Source organism: Nocardia sp. NPDC058640 (assembly GCF_042716995.1).
Taxonomy (GTDB): domain Bacteria; phylum Actinomycetota; class Actinomycetes; order Mycobacteriales; family Mycobacteriaceae; genus Nocardia.
The window spans coordinates 702,349-722,780 of the sequence record NZ_JBHXRG010000001.1 but is presented as its reverse complement, the minus strand read 5'-3'; the positions used below and the strand labels follow the sequence as shown (position 1 = coordinate 722,780).

Below are 20,432 nucleotides of genomic sequence, written 5' to 3'. Positions count from 1 at the left end.
ACGCGCATGGTTAGTACTCCACGTTCTGGTTGCGGCGACGGATCGTGGTTACTTCGTCACGCTGATTTCCGGTGGGGCCGTGGTAGTTCAGGGCGAAGGACTGCTGGGCGTAGCCGCCGATCAGGTGCGAGGGCTTGATCAGCACGCGGGTGAGCGCGTTGTGGATACCGCCGCGCTTGCCCTTGGCCTCGGGGGTGGTGTCCTCGGCGCCTTCGATGCGCGGCACGTCGACCGCGCGGTCCTGGGCGTGGTACATGAAGACCGTGCCCTCGGGCATGCGGTGCGACACGATCGCGCGAGCCACGACGACACCGTTGCGGTTGATCGCTTCGATCCAATCGTTGTCCGCCACACCGATTTTCTTCGCGTCGACGTCGGACATCCAGATCGTCTGACCGCCGCGCGAGAGCGTGAGCATGTGCAGGTTGTCCTGGTAGGCCGAGTGGATCGACCACTTCGAGTGCGGGGTCAGGTACCGCACGGTCAGCCCGTTGCCGCTCACATTGCCGATGCTGGGCTCCGTGAACAACGCCGACATATCAAGGGGCGGACGGAAAATCGGCAACTGCTCGCCGAGTTCGATCATCCAGTCGTGGTCGAGGTAGAAGTGCTGGCGACCGGTGAGGGTGTGCCAGGGCTTGAGCCGCTCGACATTGATGGTGAACGGCGAGTACCGGCGACCACCGGCTTCCGAGCCGGACCATTCCGCCGAGGTGATCACCGGGACCGGGCGAGCCTGGGTATCGGCGAACGTAATCCGTTTGCCCTCAGCCTCTTTCGCGAGGTCGACCAGCTCGGTGCCGGTGCGACGTTCCAGCGCCTCGAACCCTTCGACCGCCAGACGGCCGTTGGTCGTTCCCGACAGCGACAGAATCGCCTCGGCGGCGTGGGTGTCCTTGGCCAGCGACGGTCGTCCCGCCGCGATGCCGGACACGATCGTGCCGTTCTGCCCGGCCAGGTACGCCACTTCCTCCTCGGGGAAGGTGGTCACACCCTTGGTCGTGAGACCCAGCTTCTCCACCAGCGGCCCGAGCGCGGCCAACTTCTCCGCGATCTTAGTGTAGTCGCGTTCGATCTCCACGATCTTGGGCATGGTCTTGCCCGGAATCGGTTCGCACTCACCGGCTTTCCAGTCCAGCACCTTTCCGCCGGCCTGTGCGAGGGCGTCAGGCGAGTCGTGCTGCAACGGCACCGCGACGATGTCTTTGCGTGTGCCCAAATGCTTTTCGGCCAACCAGGAGAACCCGCGCGCGATCCGGTGGAACGCCTCGAAGTCGGTCTTGGCTTCCCACGGCGGGGAGATGGCGGGGGAGAACGCGTGCACGAACGGGTGCATGTCGGTCGAGGACAGGTCGTGCTTCTCGTACCAGGTCGCGGCGGGCAGCACGATGTCGGCGAACAGGGTGGTGCTGGTCATCCGGAAGTCCAGTGCGAGAAGCAGATCCAGCTTGCCCTCGGCCCCTTCTTCGCGCCATTCCAGTTCCTGCGGACGCACGCCGGTGGCGTCGGTGGTCTGCAGGTTGGAGCCGCAGCCCAGCAGGTGCTTCTGGAAGTACTCGTTGCCCTTGCCCGAGGAACCGAGCAGGTTCGCGCGCCACACCGTCAGCACGCGCGGGAAGTTCTCCGGCGCGTCGGGGTCTTCGCAGGCGAACCGCAGCTCACCGGACTTCAACCCGTCGACAACATGCTCGGCCGGGGTCTTTCCGGCTTCGGCGGCCTCGTCGGCGAGGTCGAGAGGGTTGCGGTTGAACGTCGGGTAGCTCGGCATCCAGCCCAGACGGCTGGCGAGGGCGATGTTGTCGGCGGCGGTGCGACCGGCGAACTTGCCCTTACCGAGGGGCGACGCGAACGAGTCCGAGGTGAACGGGTCGTAGCGCCACTGGTCATTGGTCAGGTACCAGAACACGGTGCCCTGCATCTGACGCGGCGGCCGCTGCCAATCCGAAGCGGAAGCCAAAGTGGCCCAACCGGTTACGGGACGACACTTCTCCTGGCCGACGTAATGGGCCCAGCCGCCACCGTTCTTGCCCTGACAACCGGTGAGTAGCGTCAGCGTGAAGAAGGCACGGTAGATCTGATCGGAGTGGAACCAGTGGTTGGTGCCCGCGCCCATCAGAATCATCGAGCGGCCGCCGGAACGCTCTGCGTTGTCAGCGAATTCGCGTCCGATGCGCGCGGCTTGCGCGGCCGGAACGCCGGTGATGCGCTCCTGCCACGCCGGGGTGTACGGGGAGTCCGCGTCGTCGTAACCCTTGGCCCACTCACCCGGCAGCCCATCACGGCCGAGGCCGTACTGTGCCAGCAGCAAGTCGAATACGGTCGTGACACGTTTGCCCGCAACAGTTTTCGTCGGCACACCACGCAGGATGGACCCGGCGACATCGGTGTCGAAGCGGGGCAGCGCGATGGTGGCGGGTGCCTCGTCGGTGTGGCCGAGCAGGGTCAGCAGCGGATCGATGCCCTCGAGGTCGAGGTTCCACTTGCCCGCGTCGGCCTCGTTGAACCGGTGCCCCAGAGAACCGTTGGGCACCACCGGGTTTCCGTCTTGATCCAGCAGAACCGGCTTGTGCTCGGCGTTCTCGTCGGTGTGGCCCAGATCGGCCGCGGTGAGGAACTTGCCCGGCAGCGCGCCTTCTTGATCCGCCGACTCGTCGAGACAGATCAGGTACGGCAGGTCGGTGTAGGACTTGATGTAGTCGGTGAACATCGGAGTCTGCTTCTCGAGGAAGAACTCCTTGAGCACCACGTGCCCCATCGACATCGCCAGTGCCGCATCGGTTCCCGGATTCGCCGCCACCCACTCGTCGGCGAACTTGGTGTTGTCGGCGTAATCGGGGGAGACCACCACCACCTTCTGACCGCGGTAGCGCGCCTCGGTCATGTAGTGCGCGTCGGGGGTCCGGGTCACCGGGACATTGGAGCCCCACATGATCAGGTAACCCGCGTCGAACCAGTCCGCGGACTCGGGCACGTCGGTCTGGTCGCCGAACACCTGCGGCGAGGCCACCGGCAGGTCGGCGTACCAGTCGTAGAACGACAGCATGTAACCGCCGATCAGCGACACGAAACGCGCGCCGGTGGCATGGCTGACCATCGACATCGCGGGGATCGGCGAGAAGCCGGCCACCCGGTCGGGTCCGTACTGCTTGATCGTGTAAACGTGTGCGGCAGCGGCGATCTCGGCGGCTTCCCACCATTCGGCGCGCACGAACCCGCCCTTGCCGCGCGCGGTCTTGTAGGCCTTGGCCTTGACCGGATCCTCGACGATCGACTCCCACGCCAGCACCGGATCCTTGAACTCGGCCTTGGCCTTGCGGTACAGATCCAGCAGCGTCCCGCGCACATACGGGTAGCGCACCCGGGCGGGGGAGTAGGTGTACCAGGAGAACGAGGCGCCACGGGGGCAACCGCGCGGCTCGTACTCGGGCTTGTCCGAACCCACCGACGGGTAGTCGGTCTGCTGCGACTCCCAGGTGATCACGCCGTCCTTGACGTAGATCTTCCACGAGCACGAACCCGTGCAGTTCACCCCGTGCGTGGAGCGCACCACCTTGTCGTGCGACCAGCGATCCCGGTAGAACTCGTCGGCATCGCGACCACCGACCTTGTGGATCGACCGGTTGTCCGCGGACACCTCGCCGCGCTGGAAGTACTTACCGAGGTTCAGCAGTGTGTCGCCGAAATCGGGCGACGGACCTTGCGTGCGCGTATTAACCACGACGCCCCCTTCGAGCTGTGAAATCGGGCTGTTGGGGAAACAGTAAGGAGGCCGAGGTCGTGGGCAAAACGAACTTTTCACATCCGGATTCGGGCCCGTGTGAGCTGTGAGGTGGGCGAAATGTACTGGTCACGGGGGAGGTGACCGGCGTCATCGGCGATCGGAGCCCCACCAGCGTGAACGAGCCTGCGACAGCGCGAACGGCCACGCCGCGGGTCGGCACGGCGGGTCGACGGTGATGCTTCGGAAACGACGGGTTCTCCCGCGGTTTACATTTGTTTACACGCCTGGTGTGCCCACTGAACAGCGCGGATGTGACGCCGCGCACAAGTATGGTGGGTGCGGCCGGGTCGTGTCGGCGGTCGGCGATGCGCAGTGTCGTCGAGGCGAAAACAATAGAATTCGAGATCGATCTATATCGTTCTGTGTCAATATGATTGGTGACCGTCGGCACAGTTGCTTGCCGTTAGCTACCCAATGTTCACGATCGGCAATATAAAGAAACGGCATCTTTTCCGTTTTGCTATTGGATCGTGGTTGAAGCGTCATCCAGGATGAAGTCATGCAGACAGGGAGGGTAGGGGTGCTACCGAAAACTTCGTCCGAGGGACCCGACGGTCCACCGCGACCGCCGACACTGGGTGGATTGCTGCGGCGACTGCGCGACGACCGACGCATTTCCCGGGAGAAGTTGGCATTCGCCGCGGGAGTGAGTTCCAGCTACATCACACACCTGGAAAGCGGCGACCGTGAGCGGCCCACGCGCGCGGTGATCGACGCACTGGTGCGCTACCTGGATCGCATTTCGCCGGTCAGCGATATCGAACGCAGACACCTGCTCGATTTGGCCGGCCTTGCCCCCATCGACAACCCCTCGGTGCAGGATTTGCGTGCGGAAATCACCGATGACATGCGTCGCACCCTGACACTGCAGGAACCCAATCTGGCGGCTTACGTCGACACTCGCTGGAATGTGCTGACAGGCAACGAAACCTACGCTCGCGCGTTTCCCGGCCTGATCGACGATGTGAATATTCTGCGGTGGTTCTTCGGTAACCCGCTGTCGCGCGAGGTGATGGTCGAGTGGGAGAAGGAATCCACGCTCACCGTGAACTGGCTGCGCGGGCTGATCGGTCAGCAGGCGGGCGGCGACTGGGCCGCGGAACTGCTCGAGGAGTTGGCGCAGTACCGCGACTTCCGCCGCATCTGGGACTCGGGCGACACCGCTTACGGCCGCGAACACACGGCCATGCGCCTGCGTGACCAGCACACCGGCGAGCACTACACCGTCGACGTCCAGATGTTCCGCCTGGACTCCGTGGCCTACCCCGGCCGCATCCAGTACTACCTGGGCGTGCGCGGCCCCGCCTAGGCCGCTGCCCGCTCCGCACACCGGGCCACCAGGCCTTTCACTGCCGCGCCCACCTGCTCGGGGTGGGTCAGCGCGCATCCGTGACCGCCGCCGGTCACCGTGACCACGGCACCCGCATCGCGCAGTCCCGCCGCCAGGTGCGCGCACTTGTCGGCGGTGCTGTTGTGGTCGTGTTCGCCGCGCAGAACCAGTGCGGGAGCGGTGATTTCGCCCAGTCGTCCCAGGACGCAGTCGCGGCCGATCAGACAGTCGGCGGCCGGGCGGATCGTCCTCCGGTCGCCGGCGACCCAGCGGTCGATCCACGGCTGCCAGGCGCGCGGATCGCCGCCGCCGATCAATTGCGGTGCGAGAGTTTCCGCCAGCGACGCCAATTCGCCCGTGCCGCACCAGGTGTCGAAGAAATCCTCGTAGTAGGTTTCGTCGGCCCTGGTGCACGCACCGGCTTCGGTATCCAGCAGCGCCAATCCGGTGACTCGCTGCGGCGCGAGCAACGCCATGCGCAAGGCGACGTATCCGCCCTGGCTCATGCCGCCGACGATCGCGGACTCGATGCCCAGTGAATCCAACACCCGCAGACCGTCTTCGGCGAGATCCCAGTAATCGAACCGAGGGTCGGCGCCGTATCCCGTGCGCCCGTGTCCGCGGGCATCCCACGTCACAATGTTGATGTCGGTGTGCGCCAAGACACTTCGCAGTGGATCGAACATGGATTCGTCCAGGAGGAAACCGTGCGCGAGCAGCAGGGTGGGTCCACCGACGTCGCCGGTGCGGAAATGGATATCGACCGAATCAGAGTGCGCGAAGGGCATTGTCGAAACATACGAACTGCGCCGAGAAAAATCGACAGTCCGACGAAAATGCGATACCGCCGGTTCGGTGGATTCACTGGCGAGTGGGGGTACCTCACAGGGGTTTGCTGAAATGCGTTCAGCTATGGACAAATACATTCATCGGCGATGAGATCGGAGACGTACCGAAATTCGGGCAGGAAAGGTCGGCCATGCACACCGTTACCCTGGACCACTGGACCGAACTCCGCGCGGCACTGGAGGGTTTGTTGCTGCACGACGCGATCGGCATGGACGCGAAGATGCGGCACGCCGTCGCCGCGGTTGTTCACCTGACCGTCGACACCCCGCACGGCCCACCCGAGGACGCCGAGGAATTCCTCGGCAGGTTCGACGCGTCGTGGCTGGTGGCGTCGTGGTTGGGACACGACACCGAGTTGTCGCTGATCGCGACCCTGTGCGCGGGCGAGATCCCGGCGCTGTCGTGGTGCGAGCTGATGTTCACCACCACCCTGGCGCCGTGGTCCACAGCTCCGGTCGCGGTGCACGCGCGGCGAGTGTTCGCCCCGATGCAGCGGGGCAGGTTGGGCGCGGTCGCCGCCCACGTGGGTTGAATCCTGGGTGATCAATAGTTTCGCTAACAAGAACGTAACGGGTACAGCTACCCGACCGTTACTCGGCGTGCGATTATGTCTCCCGACCGCGTTACCGTTAGGGAGCAAAAACAAGTGTCTGAGTTCTTGACCACGATCAACGGGTACATCTGGAGTGACTCGCTGATCTATCTGTGTCTGGCCGCAGGTTTGTACTTCTCGATCCGGACCAGATTCGTGCAGTTGCGGGAGATCCCGGAGATGATCCGGCTGCTGATCAACGGGGAGAAGTCCAGCTCCGGCGTCTCGTCGTTCCAGGCACTGGCCATGTCACTGTCGGGCCGGATCGGCACCGGCAATATCGCCGGCGTCGCGACCGCGATCGCGTTCGGTGGCCCCGGCGCACTGTTCTGGATGTGGGTGGTGGCGTTCCTCGGCGCGTCCACTTCCTACGTCGAATGCACGCTGGGTCAGATCTACAAGACCCGCGACAGCATCACCGGTGAGTACCGCGGCGGCCCCGCGTACTACTTCAGCAAAGCGATGGCACACACCAAGGCCGCGCCGCTGTTCAAGGTGTACGGCGTGCTGTTCGCCGCGGTCACCGTGCTGGCCTGCGGTCTGCTGATGCCCAGCGTGCAGTCCAACTCGATGACCGCCGCGATGCACCAGGCGTGGGGCCTGTCGGAATGGGTCATCGCCGTGGGCACCGTGATCGTGCTCGCCTTCGTGATCATCGGCGGCGTGAAGCGCATCGCCGCGTTCGCGTCGGTGGTCGTGCCGTTCATGGCCGTTGCCTACATCCTGATCGCCATGGTGATCGTGTTCGCCAACGCGGGCCAGATTCCGGAAATCCTCTCCCTGATCTTCCGCAGCGCCCTTGGCCTGGACTCGGCGTTCGGCGCGATCGTGGGCTCCGCGGTGATGTGGGGCGTCAAGCGTGGCGTCTACTCCAACGAGGCAGGCCAGGGCACCGGCCCGCACTCCGCAGCCGCCGCCGAGGTCTCGCACCCCGCCAAGCAGGGCCTGGTCCAGGCCTTCGCCGTGTACATCGACACCCTGTTCGTGTGCACCGCCACCGGTTTCCTGATCCTGTCCACCGGCGCCTACCGGGTCTTCGACGGTGAATCCGCCGACGGCGCGATCCTGCACGACGGCGGCGCGCTCCCGTCCGACGTCGCCGTGGGCCCCGCCTACGCGCAGACCGCGGTCGACACCCTCTGGGGCGGCTTCGGTTCCACCTTCGTCGCGATCTCGCTGGCGTTCTTCTGCCTGACCACGATCATCGCCTACTACTACATGGCCGACACCAACGTCCGATTCCTGCTCGGCAAGAAGGCCGCCACCCCCGTCCCGTTCCTGCGCGGCACCGTCGGCAGCAACACCACCCTGGTCCTGCAGGCGCTGATCCTGACCTCGGTCGCCGCGGGCGCGGTCTCCACCGCCAGCGACGCCTGGGCACTGGGCGACGTCGGCGTCGGCCTGATGGCGTGGCTCAACATCATCGGCATCCTGATCATCCAGCAGCCCGCCTTCAAGGCCCTGCGCGATTTCGAACGCCAGAAGAAGGAAGGGAAGGACCCGGTCTTCAACTCCAAGAAGCTGGGCATCCCGAATGCCACGTTCTGGGAGACCTACCAGCCCGAGTCCGAACGGGACAAGGAGTCGGTCTCGTCCTGATCGTTGATCGTCGAGGTCCGGTCGACCCCGGACCTCGGCGAGGCCTACCGCTCGACGAGGGTAACGCCGAGGTCGCGCAAGCGGGGAAGGACTTCTGGCGGAAACAACGCTCTCGGCAGGACCATCGGTGCGGCGCCGTAGTGCACGACCGAACAGTCTGCGTGCAGGACCACCTTGGTGACCAGCGAATACGGCACGCGCAGTTGGAAGGTGTGCCCGGCCAGCACGACCGCGTCAGTGCCGAACTGCGCCGCCAGCCCGCTCGCTACCGGCAGCATTCCTTGGTACTGGCGCAAGGCGTTGTCCGACGGATGACGCATCCAAAACCGAATCGTCAACCCGCACAGGGATGCGACCACCAACGCCGTCAGCGCACCGCGGACTCCGTATTCCAGTGCGCCGAGCACACCGGCCTCCGCCAGCATGAAGGCGAGGGCGACCGGAGTCCACGCTCGCCGCCACGGCTGCAGGCGGCGAGCGACGGTTAGTCGGTGTGCGGTATCGGCGGCGATCACCGTGTGGACTTGCGGGTGGGGGAGTCGAGGAAGCGGTGGCAGCGGGGCCGGGACGTCTGTGGGCTCGGAGTCGATGAGCCGACGTAGTCGCGCGAGCAGCGCGTCGGGGAACAGCGCCCGCGGTAGGGCGACGTGCCGGTTGTCGAAACTCAGGGTGACGACGTGGCGCGCAGCCGTGACGGATCGCAGACGGTCGTAGCCGATACGGGTGCGCGACGCACTCTCCGCCAAGTCGAGTGCGTCGGCGCCGAGCGTGATGGCGCAACTGCCCGTCGTGACATCGGACCGCGACACGCTCCGGAACTGTCGATGGAGCGAAAAGTACGTGATGACCAGTACATACGCGACGATCGCACCCTGAAACATCACGATCGTTTTCCAGGGCAGGTTCAACCAGAGCAGCGCGATCGTGCAGGCCGGCACTGCGATCGCGAGGAAGATCCCGATGAATCGTGGCGCCGCCCGGAGAGCATTGTGGCGGGCGAGTTGTGCCGCTGTGTCCGGCGTCAACGCGACGGTCGCGTCGGGGACGTCGAGGCCCGGGATCTCGGGTGCGGGCTGGGTGAATGGGTCGATGTCGGGCTGCGCTGTGGTCGGCGGATTCGTCGGTTGCGGGGCGGATTCGAGGCTTTGCCCCTGGTCGTTCATGGAAGCAGACTAAACGGTCATCTCGACGTCGGCGAACGTGCTCACCCAGTGGTGGGGCGGGCGTGCCGGGTTGGGCTCGCCGGGGCGTCGGACGCCGACTACCTGCCAGCCTGCGGCGACCGCGGCGTCGAGTTCGTCGGGGTGGTCGGACAGGAACAGGATGTGCTCCGGCGGGGTGGCGATGCGTTCGGCGATGCGGTCGTAGGACTTGGGGTCGCGTTTGGGGCCCGCGGTGACCAGGTCGAAGTGGTCTTCGATCAGCCCGGAGAGGTCGCCGGGTTCGGCGTAGGTGAACCAATCTCGTTGATTGCGTTCGGAACCCGAGGAGTAGACATAGAGGTGCAGGCCTTGGGTGTGCCAGGTTTTCAGGGCGGGGGGGACGTCTTCGAAGAAGCGGCCGTGCAGGGCACCTGCTCGGAAACCTTGGGCGCAGATTGCTCCCTGGGCGGCCTTCAACGGTTCGGCTTTGATGTCGGAATGTAGCCAGCTGGTGAGGATTTCGGCTATTCGGACGGTGTCGGCGGTGGGTTCTTCGGCCAGTTTGCGGGTGGTGGCGATGACCGATTGTGCTGCGCCGTCGGCGTTTTCGGCCAGCCACTGGGGTAGGTGCTGTTCGGTGTAGCCGTAGAGGTCGGTGCGGACGGCGTCGGTGGGGCTGGTGGTGCCCTCGATGTCCACGACGATGGCGCGGATCATGCGAGCAGCTCGTCGAGGGTCGGGAAGCCGGCGCTGATCTTGTCCCCGGTGAAGTCGCCGATCCAGCCGTCGGCTTCCTCGAAGAAACGCAGGGCGATGAAATCGGGGCGGGTGCCCATGTCGAACCAGTGCAAGGTGCCCGCGGGGACCGAGAGCAGGTCGCCCGCTTCGCAGACCGTCGCCAGGACGGCGTCGTCTACGTGCAGGTAGAAGCAGCCTCGACCGGCGGCGAAGAAGCGGACCTCGTCTTCGGCGTGGCGGTGTTCGTCGAGGAATTTGGCGCGCGCGCCCGCGGCGGTGGTCGGCCAGTCCGGGTCGGTGTCGTCGGGGTGGATGCGCGCGACGTCGATGTGCCGGTACCGGCCCGACGCGTTGAGCTCGGCGATCCGCGGGGCGTAGTGCGCGAGCAGGGTGTCGGAATCGGTGGTGGCGGCGTCGGGCAGCACGTCCCAGTGCGAGTAGGCGATGCCGTGTCGGGCCAGCTCGGCGGCGATCTCGGTGGGGTCGGTGGTGCGCACGCGGACGTTCGCGGCGTTGTCGGCGGCCATCACTTGCAGCAGGGTCATCGTGATCCGATCTCGAGAGGCGAGGCGTGCGTGCGGCCGGTGCGGGTGATCAACTCGCACAGGGCTTCCAGGCATTCGGCGCGGTCGCGCGCCTGAGCCAGAGTGTCGCCCCAGGTGGTGATCCCGTGGGCGGTGATGAACAGAATCGGTGGGGCGTCAGGGTTTTCGCGCAGGTAGGTCTCGATGTCGGTGCCGATGCGGGGGACGTGCGGCCAGTTCGGGAAGACCGGGATCTCGAGCGTCGACGGGTCGGCCAGGCCGAAGCCTTTGAGTAGTTCGAAACCGTTGATGCGCAAGGTGGTTACTGAATCTTGTGCGGCGGTCGTAGCGAGGGTGGTGGCGAAGGGGGAGTGGACGTGCACGACCGCGCCTGCGGGGCGAGTGCGGTAGACGGCGGTGTGAATGCTGGTCTCCGCGGAGGGTTTCCGGCTTTGCCCGGGGCGTGCGGTGGTGTCCTCGATGGAAACGAGCACCGTATCGCGTTCGCTCAGTTCACCTTTGGACAATCCGCTGGCGGTGATGAGGGCATCGTCGTCGATGCGCACCGAGATATTGCCCGCGGTGCCGGGCATCCAGCCGCGCCCATACAGTTGGCGTGCGGTAGCGGCGATCGCCTGCCCTTGCTCGGTGAAACGCTGTTCGGCGCTGACATCCGAATTCCGGTACACCACACCGTTTTCCGTGACAACGGCCGTCACCAGCTCGGTCGGTGTCACGTCGAAGGCCGGGTTGAATACCGCGGTGCCTGCCGGTGCGGTCTCGACCCCGCCGAACCCGGTGACCTCGGCGGCCGCGCGCTGTTCCACCACGATCTGCGCGCCGGTCGCCATCGCGGTGTCGCGGGTGGACTCGGGCGCGACCACGATGAACGGAATGCCGTGGTGGCGGGCGGCCAGCGCCAGCGCGAACGTGCCGATCTTGTTGGCGACGTCGCCGTTGGCGGTGATCCGATCCGCGCCGACCAGCACCGCGTCGACCTGGCCGGTCGCCATCGCCCAGGCGGCGGCGGAGTCGATGGTCAGTCGATGCGGGATGCCTGCTTCGGCCAACTCCCACGCGGTGAGTCGGGCGCCCTGCAGCAGCGGGCGGGTCTCGTCGACCAGCACGTCCTCGACGGCACCGCGCTGGTGCAGCACCCGGATCGCGCCGATCGCGGTGCCGACCGCGCTGGTGGCCAGGCGGCCGGTGTTGCAGTGGGTGAGCAGGCGCAACGGGCGGTCGCCGCACAGCTGTTGCACCAGGTCGGCGGCGTGGGTGGCGGCGGCGAGGTTGACTCGCCCGTCCTCGGCGAGCATGTCCAGGGTCTCGGCCAGCACCGCGTCGGCACCCTCGGCGATCCGGGCGCGCACCCGGTCGACGGCCCACGCGAGGTTGACCGCCGTCGGTCGAGCCGCGGCAATCCGATCGGCCTCGGCGTGGACCGCGGCCACGTGGGGCATCGCGTTGGTCGGATCCGCTGCGTCATCGCGCGTATGGGCCCTGGTCGCGATGACCACGCCGAACGCCCCCGCGATGCCGATCGCCGGCGCCCCGCGGATGGCGAGGGTGGTGATCGCGTCGATGATCTCGTCGACGGTGCGCAGGCGCAGTTCGCGGACCTCGTGCGGCAGTCCGCGCTGGTCGATGGTCACGAGCGCACCGTCGTCCCAGATCAGGGAACTGTCGTCCATCGGAGGTCCTCACTGCGCGGTAATTCTGGCTGGTAGACGGTATCCGACCTGGTCATCGTGGTGTGCCGGGGGGCTGCGCTGAGCACGTGCTGTTCGCGCAAGGCGAGTCCCGTGGCAACCGGCGCAATCACGCAATTCGCACGTTCTCGATCAGTTTTCTGACCGGAAAGCGTCGTTGTGCGTGATTACGCCGGTCGGATCGCGGTCAGTCATTCCGCGGCGTACTCGGCCTCGCGCTCCACCGCGTCGATCGTGCGCTGCGGTACCTGGATCGGTCCGGGCGTGTAGGTGATCGCCCGCAACGCGCCGGTGTAGCGGAACGGCCCCCGGCGTTCGCGCAGGTCCCACGAGACCGGGCCGCGTGCGTCGACGCCTACCGAGATCCCGGTCCACGGCGCCATCCCGACCAGTTGCACCTGATCGGTGAGTTCGGCCAGCGGCGTGCCGTCGACCTCGATGGTGAAGTCCCAGCGCAGGTGCGGCGCGACCGTGGCACGCACCCTGATCTCGCGCGTGCCGAGAGGCAGCGGCACCCCGACCGACGCGTACCGGCCGTAGCTGTTCACGCCGAGCACCACCTCCCCGTCCTCGACGTACAGCACGTACCCGCCCAGCGGATCGCCGTGTGCGACCAGTACACCTTCGTCGCCGGGTCGATAGCCCTCCTGAGCTGCGACTACCGGCGTTGGACCGTTGTCGCTGGGCGGTGAGGCGATGTGCGGGCTGCGGATGTCGGACGAGCTGGCGGAACGTGTGCCGGTGAGGTCTGCGGTAATGGTGAAGTCGCGGTAGGCGATCAGCCGTTGCGAGCGGTAGCGCTCGAGGGTGGGCGTGCCGGGCAGCAGCCGAACCGGGGCGGCGAACCGAGCTTCCTCCGGGCGGCGACGGAAAAGGTCGGCGCGGGTGAGCAGTGGGAAAACCGTGTTGGCCCAAGCAGATTCGTCCCAAGCGGCGGCCAGCTCGGCAGCTTTCTCCGGAAACTGCGCCGAAAGATCGTGCAGCTCCGTGGGATCGGCGCGCACGTCGAACAGTTGCCAGTTCGGTGCGTCGAGCGCATCTCCGTCCTCGTGCAACGACAGCAACTTCCACCCGTCGCGGTAGAACCCACGGTGGCCGGTCATCTCCGAATACTGCTCGGTGTGCAGGGTCGGCGCGGCGGGATCACGCAGCAGCGCGGCGGCGGAGACACCGTCGAAATCCTTGGCAGGCAGACCATTACGCACGGTCGGCCGGTTCAAGCCCGCGAGTTCGAGCAGCGTCGGCGCGAGATCGGTGACATACGCGTACTCGTGACGGATTCCGGCGTCAGCCTCGGTGCGCGGCAACCCTTTCGGCCACGACACCACCAGCGGCACCCGAACCCCACCGGCGAACGTCTGCCCCTTGTAGAACCGGAACGGCGTATTCGACGCCTGACCCCACCCACGCGGATAGTGCACCCCCAGCTTCGCGGTGCCGATCAACTCCTCGTCGACCGGGATGTCGCTGATCCATTCGGGATCATCCACCTGAGGGAACGCGGCGAAGTACGACCGCGTGCCCTCCGGCCCACCTTCGGCCGTGCCACCGTTGTCGGACGTGAACACGATGATGGTGTTGTCGAGTTCGCCGAGCTCCTCGAGCAGATCCACGATGCGGCCCACGCTCTGGTCGATGCTGTCGACCATGCCCGCGTACACCTCCATGTACTTGGCATACCGCCGCTGCTCGTCATCAGACAGCGAATCCCATTCCGCCGCTTCGTAACCCGGCTCGGTATTGCGCGGCTTCTGCTGCGTACCCGGCGGAAACAGCCCCTGCGCCAACTGTTGCGCGAAGCGACGCCGGCGCACCTCATCCCACCCATCGGCGTAGCGCCCGCGATATTTGGCCTGATCCTGCGCCTTGGCCTGCAACGGCCCGTGCATCGCCACATGAGCGAAGTACAGGAAGAACGGCTTCTCGGCGTCGTGCGCGCGCAGGTCCTTGATGTACGACAGGGCCTTGTCGGTGAGATCGTCGGTGAGGTAATAGCCCTCGGGATACTCCTCGACATCGACCACCGAACTGTCCGACACCAGCTGGTTGGGGTAGTAGAAGGAGTTGAGGCCCTCCAGCGACCCGTAATAGCGGTCGAACCCACGCTGCGTCGGCCAGGAGTCCCGATTCGCCGACGGGTTCATCGTGGCATCGCGCACCAGATGCCACTTGCCCACGGCGTAGGTGGCATAGCCGTTGTCGCGCAATATCTCCGGCAGCGTAAGCACATCATCGGCCAGTTCCAGCCGCAGACCGGGGTACCCGGGATCGGCATTGGCGACGAACCCGAAACCCGCACGGTGCGAATTGATTCCGGTCAGCAGAGCCGCGCGCGAGGGCGAGCACAGCGGGGTCGTGTGATAGTTCGACAGTCGAACACCGTGCGCCGCAAGTCGATCCAGTGTCGGGGTCTCGATCTCCGAACCGAACGGCCCGATATCGCTGTAACCCATGTCGTCCACGAGCACCACGACAATGTTGGGCGCACCGGCGGGCGCGGTCGGCGGGTAGGTCCATTCGGGCGTGGATCCTTCGGATGTGCGACCGACCGAGCCGCCGAAGGATTCGTAACCGCGAGCATCAGATGGAACAGGCATGGTCGCAGTAAAGGCGACATATCCGCTGGTCACCAGGGTTAAGTGCACGCTGCGTCGAATCGGTGACCGCCGCACCGCGACTTGTTAGCGTCACTGCCATGCCCACGAATCAGCCCTGCAGCTGCTGTTCGTGTCGTGTCCTGCGCGGCTGACCAACACCTGCGACGTTCGCGGCCGAAACCTTCCCCCGCTCCACCCTTCTCGGCCCCGTGCGGGTCGATGCGTCCTCGAGGATCTTGACGATGAGCTCTACCCCCGGCGGCTTCGACCGTCGTAACTTCCTGCGCACCAGCGGTATTGCCGCGGCGGCCATTTTCGGCGGTGCGGCATTGGCTGCGTGCACCTCGGCGGTGTCGGAGCAAAAAGGTGGGGGCGACGATGCGACACCGGTGCGCGGTGGCACCTTGAAGGTGGCCATCAACGCCGACCTGGTCCCCGCGAACATCCTCACCAACACCACCACCGCGGTCTCGTCGGTCGTCGGTCTGGTCTACGAGTCGTTGATCCGCTACCCCAACGACAAGCTGGAACCCCAACCGCTGCTGGCGAAATCGTGGCAGTTGGCACCCGACGCCCGCTCGATCAGCCTCGACCTGCGTGACGACGTCACCTTCCACTCCGGTCGCCCGTTCACCGCCAAAGATGTCGAGTTCTCCCTGCGCACCTATGCCGACGCCAAGTGGTCGGGTCAGCTGCGCAGCACCGCCGCCGCGGTGACCGGCTTCGACATCGTCTCGCCCACCCGCATCGTGCTGACCCTGGACAACCCGGTCAACAACATCTTCGACCTGCTCGACACGGTCCCGATCCTGGACAGCGAGACCATCGACCAGCTCGGTACCGGCGACACCTATATCGGCACCGGTCCGTTCAAATATGTGCGGCGAGTGCCCAATTCGCAGTTGATCTTCGAGAAGAACCCGGCCTACCACGTGCCGGATCGGCCCTACCTCGATCGCGTCGAACTCACCGTCATCACCGACCGGCAGGCGCAGTTGAACGCGCTGAAATCCGGCCAGGTCGCCGCGGCCATCGATCTGGACTACCGCGACGCCGAGAATCTCGGCAAGGACGGCTACCAGGTGGTCAACCTCGAGGGCGCCGAACTGCAGACCTACGTGGGGGTCAATGTGACCGAACCCGCGCTGGCCGATGTTCGGGTCCGGCAGGCTATCGCCTTCGCGCTGGATCGGGAACGGATCGTCGCCGAGGTCTTTCGCGGTGCGGGCTATCCGTTGAATGTGCCGTGGCCCAAGGGTTCTCCCGCCTACGACGAGACCCGCAACACCAAGTACACCCGCAATGTCGCCAAGGCGAAGGAGCTGCTGAGCCAAGGCCCCAAGCCGCCGAAGCTACCGCTGACCTTCCCGCCCGGCTACGGCGCGACCGCGCAGATCGTGCAGGCCAACCTCGCCGAGATCGGCATCGAGACCGAGCTCGACCCGGTCGACGCCGCCACCTTCGTCAAGCAGCTCACCGGTCAGCAGTTCCGCGCGCTGTGGATCACCGACCACTCGTGGGCCCAGTTCGTGCCGTCGACGCTGACCGCGAGCGCCTATCCGTTCAACGCGCGACGCAACTCCTCGCGCTATGACTCGCCCGCCTATCTCGCCGCCGCCGACGCGGCGTGGCGCCAGCCTCGAGGCACCGGCCCCGACGCCGAGCGCACCTACCAGGCGCTCACCGACCAGCTGCTGGAAGGGCTGTTCCTCATCGAGATCGGGGTGCGCTACCTGCAGTACTCGGCCGCGGGCAAGGTGCACGGACTGAGCTGGACCAAGCGCCGCGAAGCCGTGTTCACCGACACCTTCCTGTCATGACCGGGTACCTGCTGCGTCGGCTGCCGTCGGCGCTGGTGGTGTTGTTCGCGGCGTCGGTGCTGATCTTCCTGCTGTTGCGGCTGGTCCCCGGCGACCCGGCGAGCATCCTGGCCGGCAACGACGCGACGCCGGATTCGATCGCCGCGATCCGGCATCAGCTCGGCCTCGACCGTTCGATCCCCGTGCAATACCTGAGCTGGCTCGCCGACGTGTTCACCCTCGATCTCGGCCGGTCGTACATGATCGGCGGCGAGATCGCCGAGCTGGTCGGGCGGGGGCTGAGCAACACCCTCGCGCTCACCGGCACCGCGCTGCTGCTGGCCGTGGTGCTGAGCGTGTCGGTGTCGGTCGTCTCGGTGCTGTGGCCGAATCGCTGGCTCAGCACGGTGGTGGCCGCGGCGAACACGATCGCGGTCGCGCTGCCGACGTTCGTGGTCGGGCCGCTGTTGGTGTTGGTGTTCGCGGTGGCACTTCCGGTGCTGCCCGCCGGTGGCGTGCCGCCGGACGGGTTCATCGCGCGTCCCGACATCGCGGTGCAGTATCTGCTGCTGCCCGCGATCTGCCTGGCGCTGCCGGTAGCCGCCGCGCTGACTCGCTTCCTCACCGAAGCGCTGCGCACCGAACTCACCAAACCCTATGTGCTGACGGCACGTTCGTTGGGCGTGCCGCATCGCGAGATCGTCACCCGCGGCGCGTTGCGCAACGCGCTGCCGACCATGCTCACGGTGCTCGGCCTGCAGACCGGTCACCTGCTCGGCGGCGCCGTGCTGGTGGAGGCGGTGTTCGTGTGGCCGGGAATCGGACAGCTCATCGAACAGGGCATCAGCCGTCGCGACTACCCGCTCGTGCAGGTGCTGTTGCTGCTGTCGGTGGCGGTATTCGTCCTGATCCAGCTGATCACCGACATCGCCCATGCCTGGTTGGACCCGCGCATCCGGATCGGAGGACGAGCATGACCCGGACACAGGTAATCGCTACATCGTCTGTCGCACAGAAGGTTTCAGCCGGGAGCCCGCTGCGGGCGCTCGGGCGCGGCCAGGGCTTGGCCGGAGTGTTACTGGTCGCGGTAGTCGCGCTGGCCGGGGTGTTCGCCGGGCTGCTCAGCTCCTACGACCCGCTCGCCCAGATTCCGGGTGCCAACCTGCTCGGGCCCAGCGCGCAACACTGGCTGGGCACCGATCACCTCAACCGCGATGTCGCCGCCCGGGTGCTGGCCGGCATCAGGATCAACCTGCTGATCGTGCTGATCGCGGTCCCGGTCGGCGCGGCGATCGGTTCGTTGATCGGCCTGGTGGCCACCGCTCATCCGATCGCGGACGTGACCGTGCAGCGGCTGTTCGATCTGATCCTCGCGTTTCCGACGTTGATCCTCGGTATCGCCCTGGCCGCCATCGCCGGACCGGGCTGGCACGCGGTGGTCATCGTGATCATCGCCGCCGAGATCCCGCTGTTCGGCCGCCAGATCCGGGCCGCGGTGCTGACCGTGCGCGAACAGCCCTTCGTCGAAGCGTCCGAGGTCATCGGCGCCGACACCTGGTGGACCTTGCGAAAGCACGTGCTGCCCAACGTGATCGAGCCGCTGGCCGTGCAATTCGCACTGTCGTTGTCGATCGCGGTATTCATCGAGGGCGCGATGAGTTTCATCGGGATCGGGGTGGTCGCGCCGCAACCTTCGCTCGGTTCGCTCATCGCCGCCTCGATCGCCAACCTCGACGCCAATCCGTGGATCGCCATCGGCCCGTTGGTCGTGGTATCGGCGTTGACCTTGGGATTTCTGTTGATAGCCCAGGCATTGGGCCGGGCAAGGAGACTGGCATGAGCGCACACACCGACCAGCCGCGACACGACGACGACCTGGTGCTCGAGATCGAGGAGTTGACGGTCGCGTTCGGGGACAGGGCGGTGGTCGACCGGGTGAGTCTGCGGGTGCGGCGGGGCCAGGTCGTCGCGCTGGTGGGTGAATCCGGGTCGGGGAAATCGCTCACCGCGCGATCGGTGCTCGGGCTGTTGCCCGAGACCGCGCGAGCGACCGGGTCTATCCGGCTCGCGGGCACCGAGGTCATCGGTGCGGACGAATCCGTGTTGCGGGCGTTGCGAGGCACCAGGGCCGCCATGGTGTTTCAGGAGCCGCAGACCGCGCTGAACCCGGTGCAGAAGATCGGCACCCAGCTCGCGGCCGCCTTGCGGGCGCACGGGGTCAGCGACAAGGCCGCGGCCCGCACCCGGGCCATCGAACTGCTTGCCGCCGTCGACATTCCGGAACCCGAGAAGCGCCTGGATTGGTATCCGCATCAGCTGTCCGGTGGTCAGAAACAGCGCGTCGTCATCGCGCTGGCGCTGTCGGGCGAACCCGATCTGCTCATCGCCGACGAGCCGACCACCGCGCTCGATGTGACCGTCCAAGCCGAGATCCTCGACCTGCTGCGTTCGCTGCAACGCGAGCGTGGGGCGGCGATTCTGTTCATCACCCACAACCTCGGGGTGGTCGCGGAGATCGCCGATCGGGTGGTGGTGCTGCGGGACGGACAAGTGGTCGAGGAGCAGACGGTGTTCGGGTTGTTCGCCGATCCGGGCGCGGAATACACCCGCACGCTGCTGGCCGCGGTGCCGCGTCTGCCTGTGGTGACGTCGCGGGGTGCGGTGAATGGTGTCGGTGCGGTCCAAGGGCAGGCAGCGGCCGAGGTCGATGGAGTCGCCGCCGCCGACGCAGATGTCGATGCCGACGAGGCGGGTGGTGTTCGCGAGGCCGCGGACTCGGAGGGTGATTCCGAAACGCTCGTCCCGGAAACTGCGGTCCGTCGGATCCTGCGCGGGGTAGTCACGCGCGCACCCGCGGTTGTAGCCGAAAAGGGCGGCGGCACAGTCGAACCCGAGTATCGCGACGTTTTGCGCATCGACGACGTGTCGGTGGTGTATCCGGCACCGCACGGCGGCGCGTCCTTTGCCGCGCTTGCCGACGTGTCGCTCACCCTCGGCCCGCGTGAGGTCCTCGGCGTGGTCGGTGAATCCGGTTCCGGCAAAAGCACTCTGGGCCGTGCGGCCCTCGGCATCGTGCCGATCACCGCGGGACATATCGCGTTGCAAGGTGTTTCGCTGACGGGGTTGTCGCGACGGGATCTGCGCGGACTGCGCAAGCATGTCGCGCTGGTGCATCAGGATGTCGGCGCCTCGCTCGACCCGCGGCGCAGCGTCGCGGACTCGATCGGCGAACCATTGCAGGTGCACCGGGCCGCGTCGGGTGCGTTGCTGCGGTCCAAGGTCGAGGGGCTACTCGAATCGGTCCGTCTGCCAAGGGATTACGCGCAGCGTCGGCCGAACGAATTGTCCGGCGGGCAGCGTCAGCGGGTGGCGTTGGCTCGCGCACTGGCCTTGGCACCGCGACTGCTGGTAGCCGACGAACCCACCAGCGCACTCGACGTCTCCGTGCAGGCGCAGGTCCTGGACCTGTTCGCCGACCTACGCGCCGAATACGGCTTCGCCAGCCTGTTCATCAGTCACGATCTGGCCGTGGTGCACCAGGTCGCCGACCGGGTTGTGGTGCTGCGGCAGGGCCGGATCGTCGAAACCGGCGAGGTCCGCGCGGTATTCGCCGCACCGGCTCAGGAGTACACCCGCCGCCTGCTCGACGCGGTGCCCGCTCCCGATCCGTCGACGGCGCGACGCGGGCGGGCCGGATCCGCGGCAGCCGCGCCACAGCGAGTCGGGGCATGACGTGGACGAGCCGCCGGTCATGACACCGGCGGCTCGTCGA

The 20,432-nt window shown here is 66.4% G+C and carries 14 protein-coding genes; 7 read left to right on the top strand and 7 right to left on the bottom strand.

What is annotated here, in order from left to right; genetic code table 11:
- Window positions 1–10: 10 nt before the first annotated feature.
- Entirely contained in the window at window positions 11–3,718 is a 3,708-nt protein-coding gene (locus ACFWU5_RS03480; protein WP_379266026.1) for a nitrate reductase subunit alpha, read from the bottom strand.
- Window positions 3,719–4,364: 646 nt separating this feature from the next.
- On the opposite strand from ACFWU5_RS03480, the gene ACFWU5_RS03475 reads away from it, so the two are divergent.
- Window positions 4,365–5,090 (top strand): helix-turn-helix transcriptional regulator, encoded by a 726-nt coding sequence (locus tag ACFWU5_RS03475; RefSeq protein ID WP_379266025.1) that lies wholly within the window; start codon window positions 4,365–4,367, stop codon window positions 5,088–5,090.
- Here the strand turns inward: ACFWU5_RS03475 and ACFWU5_RS03470 are convergent.
- Window positions 5,087–5,899 carry an alpha/beta fold hydrolase gene (locus ACFWU5_RS03470; protein WP_379266024.1) on the bottom strand — a complete coding sequence of 271 codons (813 nt, stop codon included), beginning with the start codon at window positions 5,897–5,899 and terminating at the stop codon, window positions 5,087–5,089. The genes ACFWU5_RS03475 and ACFWU5_RS03470 overlap by 4 nt on opposite strands.
- 191 nt (window positions 5,900–6,090) lie before the next feature.
- Between ACFWU5_RS03470 and ACFWU5_RS03465 the strand changes: the two genes are divergently transcribed.
- Complete coding sequence (locus ACFWU5_RS03465; protein ID WP_379240277.1) at window positions 6,091–6,492, top strand: hypothetical protein; 402 nt, start codon at window positions 6,091–6,093, stop codon at window positions 6,490–6,492.
- 114 nt (window positions 6,493–6,606) lie between these two features.
- Window positions 6,607–8,151, top strand: a complete 1,545-nt coding sequence (locus ACFWU5_RS03460) for an alanine/glycine:cation symporter family protein (RefSeq protein WP_379240278.1) — start codon at window positions 6,607–6,609, stop codon at window positions 8,149–8,151.
- Window positions 8,152–8,195: 44 nt separating this feature from the next.
- Here the strand turns inward: ACFWU5_RS03460 and ACFWU5_RS03455 are convergent, their stop codons facing one another.
- From ACFWU5_RS03455 to ACFWU5_RS03435, 5 genes are all read right to left on the bottom strand, one after another.
- Window positions 8,196–9,314 carry a hypothetical protein gene (locus tag ACFWU5_RS03455; RefSeq protein WP_379240279.1) on the bottom strand — a complete coding sequence of 373 codons (1,119 nt, stop codon included), beginning with the start codon at window positions 9,312–9,314 and terminating at the stop codon, window positions 8,196–8,198.
- Window positions 9,315–9,323: 9 nt separating this feature from the next.
- Window positions 9,324–10,010, bottom strand: coding sequence for an acireductone synthase (gene mtnC / locus ACFWU5_RS03450; RefSeq protein ID WP_379266023.1), 687 nt, complete (start codon window positions 10,008–10,010; stop codon window positions 9,324–9,326).
- Window positions 10,007–10,576 (bottom strand): acireductone dioxygenase, encoded by a 570-nt coding sequence (locus ACFWU5_RS03445; protein WP_379240281.1) that lies wholly within the window; start codon window positions 10,574–10,576, stop codon window positions 10,007–10,009. Before ACFWU5_RS03445 ends, mtnC begins: the two co-directional genes overlap by 4 nt.
- Window positions 10,573–12,246 carry an S-methyl-5-thioribose-1-phosphate isomerase gene (gene mtnA, locus ACFWU5_RS03440; RefSeq protein ID WP_379240282.1) on the bottom strand — a complete coding sequence of 558 codons (1,674 nt, stop codon included), beginning with the start codon at window positions 12,244–12,246 and terminating at the stop codon, window positions 10,573–10,575. The genes ACFWU5_RS03445 and mtnA overlap by 4 nt, the downstream gene beginning before the upstream one ends.
- 209 nt (window positions 12,247–12,455) lie before the next feature.
- Entirely contained in the window at window positions 12,456–14,861 is a 2,406-nt protein-coding gene (locus ACFWU5_RS03435; protein ID WP_379266022.1) for an arylsulfatase, read from the bottom strand.
- Between the two features lie 242 nt (window positions 14,862–15,103).
- On the opposite strand from ACFWU5_RS03435, the gene ACFWU5_RS03430 reads away from it, so the two are divergent.
- The 4 genes from ACFWU5_RS03430 to ACFWU5_RS03415 are packed head-to-tail and all read left to right on the top strand — an operon-like array spanning window position 15,104 to window position 20,392.
- The gene (locus tag ACFWU5_RS03430; RefSeq protein WP_379266021.1) at window positions 15,104–16,681 is read left to right on the top strand and encodes an ABC transporter substrate-binding protein; all 1,578 of its coding nucleotides are present in this window, start codon (window positions 15,104–15,106) and stop codon (window positions 16,679–16,681) included.
- Window positions 16,678–17,637: an ABC transporter permease gene (locus ACFWU5_RS03425; protein ID WP_379266020.1), complete on the top strand. Its 960-nt coding sequence runs from the start codon at window positions 16,678–16,680 to the stop codon at window positions 17,635–17,637. Before ACFWU5_RS03430 ends, ACFWU5_RS03425 begins: the two co-directional genes overlap by 4 nt.
- On the top strand, window positions 17,634–18,500 hold the full coding sequence (locus ACFWU5_RS03420) for an ABC transporter permease (protein ID WP_379266019.1): 867 nt from the start codon (window positions 17,634–17,636) through the stop codon (window positions 18,498–18,500). Before ACFWU5_RS03425 ends, ACFWU5_RS03420 begins: the two co-directional genes overlap by 4 nt.
- A complete protein-coding gene (locus ACFWU5_RS03415; RefSeq protein WP_379266018.1) occupies window positions 18,497–20,392 on the top strand; it encodes a dipeptide ABC transporter ATP-binding protein in 1,896 nt (631 codons plus the stop codon). Before ACFWU5_RS03420 ends, ACFWU5_RS03415 begins: the two co-directional genes overlap by 4 nt.
- The last annotated feature ends 40 nt before the right edge of the window (window positions 20,393–20,432 follow it).

Coding starts and splice junctions, on each gene's coding strand:
- ACFWU5_RS03470 (WP_379266024.1), bottom strand. CDS start 5,899: ATGCCCTTCGCGCACTCTGATTCGGTCGATATCCATTTCCGCACCGGC.
- ACFWU5_RS03455 (WP_379240279.1), bottom strand. CDS start 9,314: ATGAACGACCAGGGGCAAAGCCTCGAATCCGCCCCGCAACCGACGAAT.
- ACFWU5_RS03445 (WP_379240281.1), bottom strand. CDS start 10,576: ATGACCCTGCTGCAAGTGATGGCCGCCGACAACGCCGCGAACGTCCGC.
- ACFWU5_RS03435 (WP_379266022.1), bottom strand. CDS start 14,861: ATGCCTGTTCCATCTGATGCTCGCGGTTACGAATCCTTCGGCGGCTCG.
- ACFWU5_RS03465 (WP_379240277.1), top strand. CDS start 6,091: ATGCACACCGTTACCCTGGACCACTGGACCGAACTCCGCGCGGCACTG.
- ACFWU5_RS03430 (WP_379266021.1), top strand. CDS start 15,104: ATGAGCTCTACCCCCGGCGGCTTCGACCGTCGTAACTTCCTGCGCACC.
- ACFWU5_RS03425 (WP_379266020.1), top strand. CDS start 16,678: ATGACCGGGTACCTGCTGCGTCGGCTGCCGTCGGCGCTGGTGGTGTTG.
- ACFWU5_RS03415 (WP_379266018.1), top strand. CDS start 18,497: ATGAGCGCACACACCGACCAGCCGCGACACGACGACGACCTGGTGCTC.
- mtnA (WP_379240282.1), bottom strand. CDS start 12,246: ATGGACGACAGTTCCCTGATCTGGGACGACGGTGCGCTCGTGACCATC.
- ACFWU5_RS03420 (WP_379266019.1), top strand. CDS start 17,634: ATGACCCGGACACAGGTAATCGCTACATCGTCTGTCGCACAGAAGGTT.
- mtnC (WP_379266023.1), bottom strand. CDS start 10,010: ATGATCCGCGCCATCGTCGTGGACATCGAGGGCACCACCAGCCCCACC.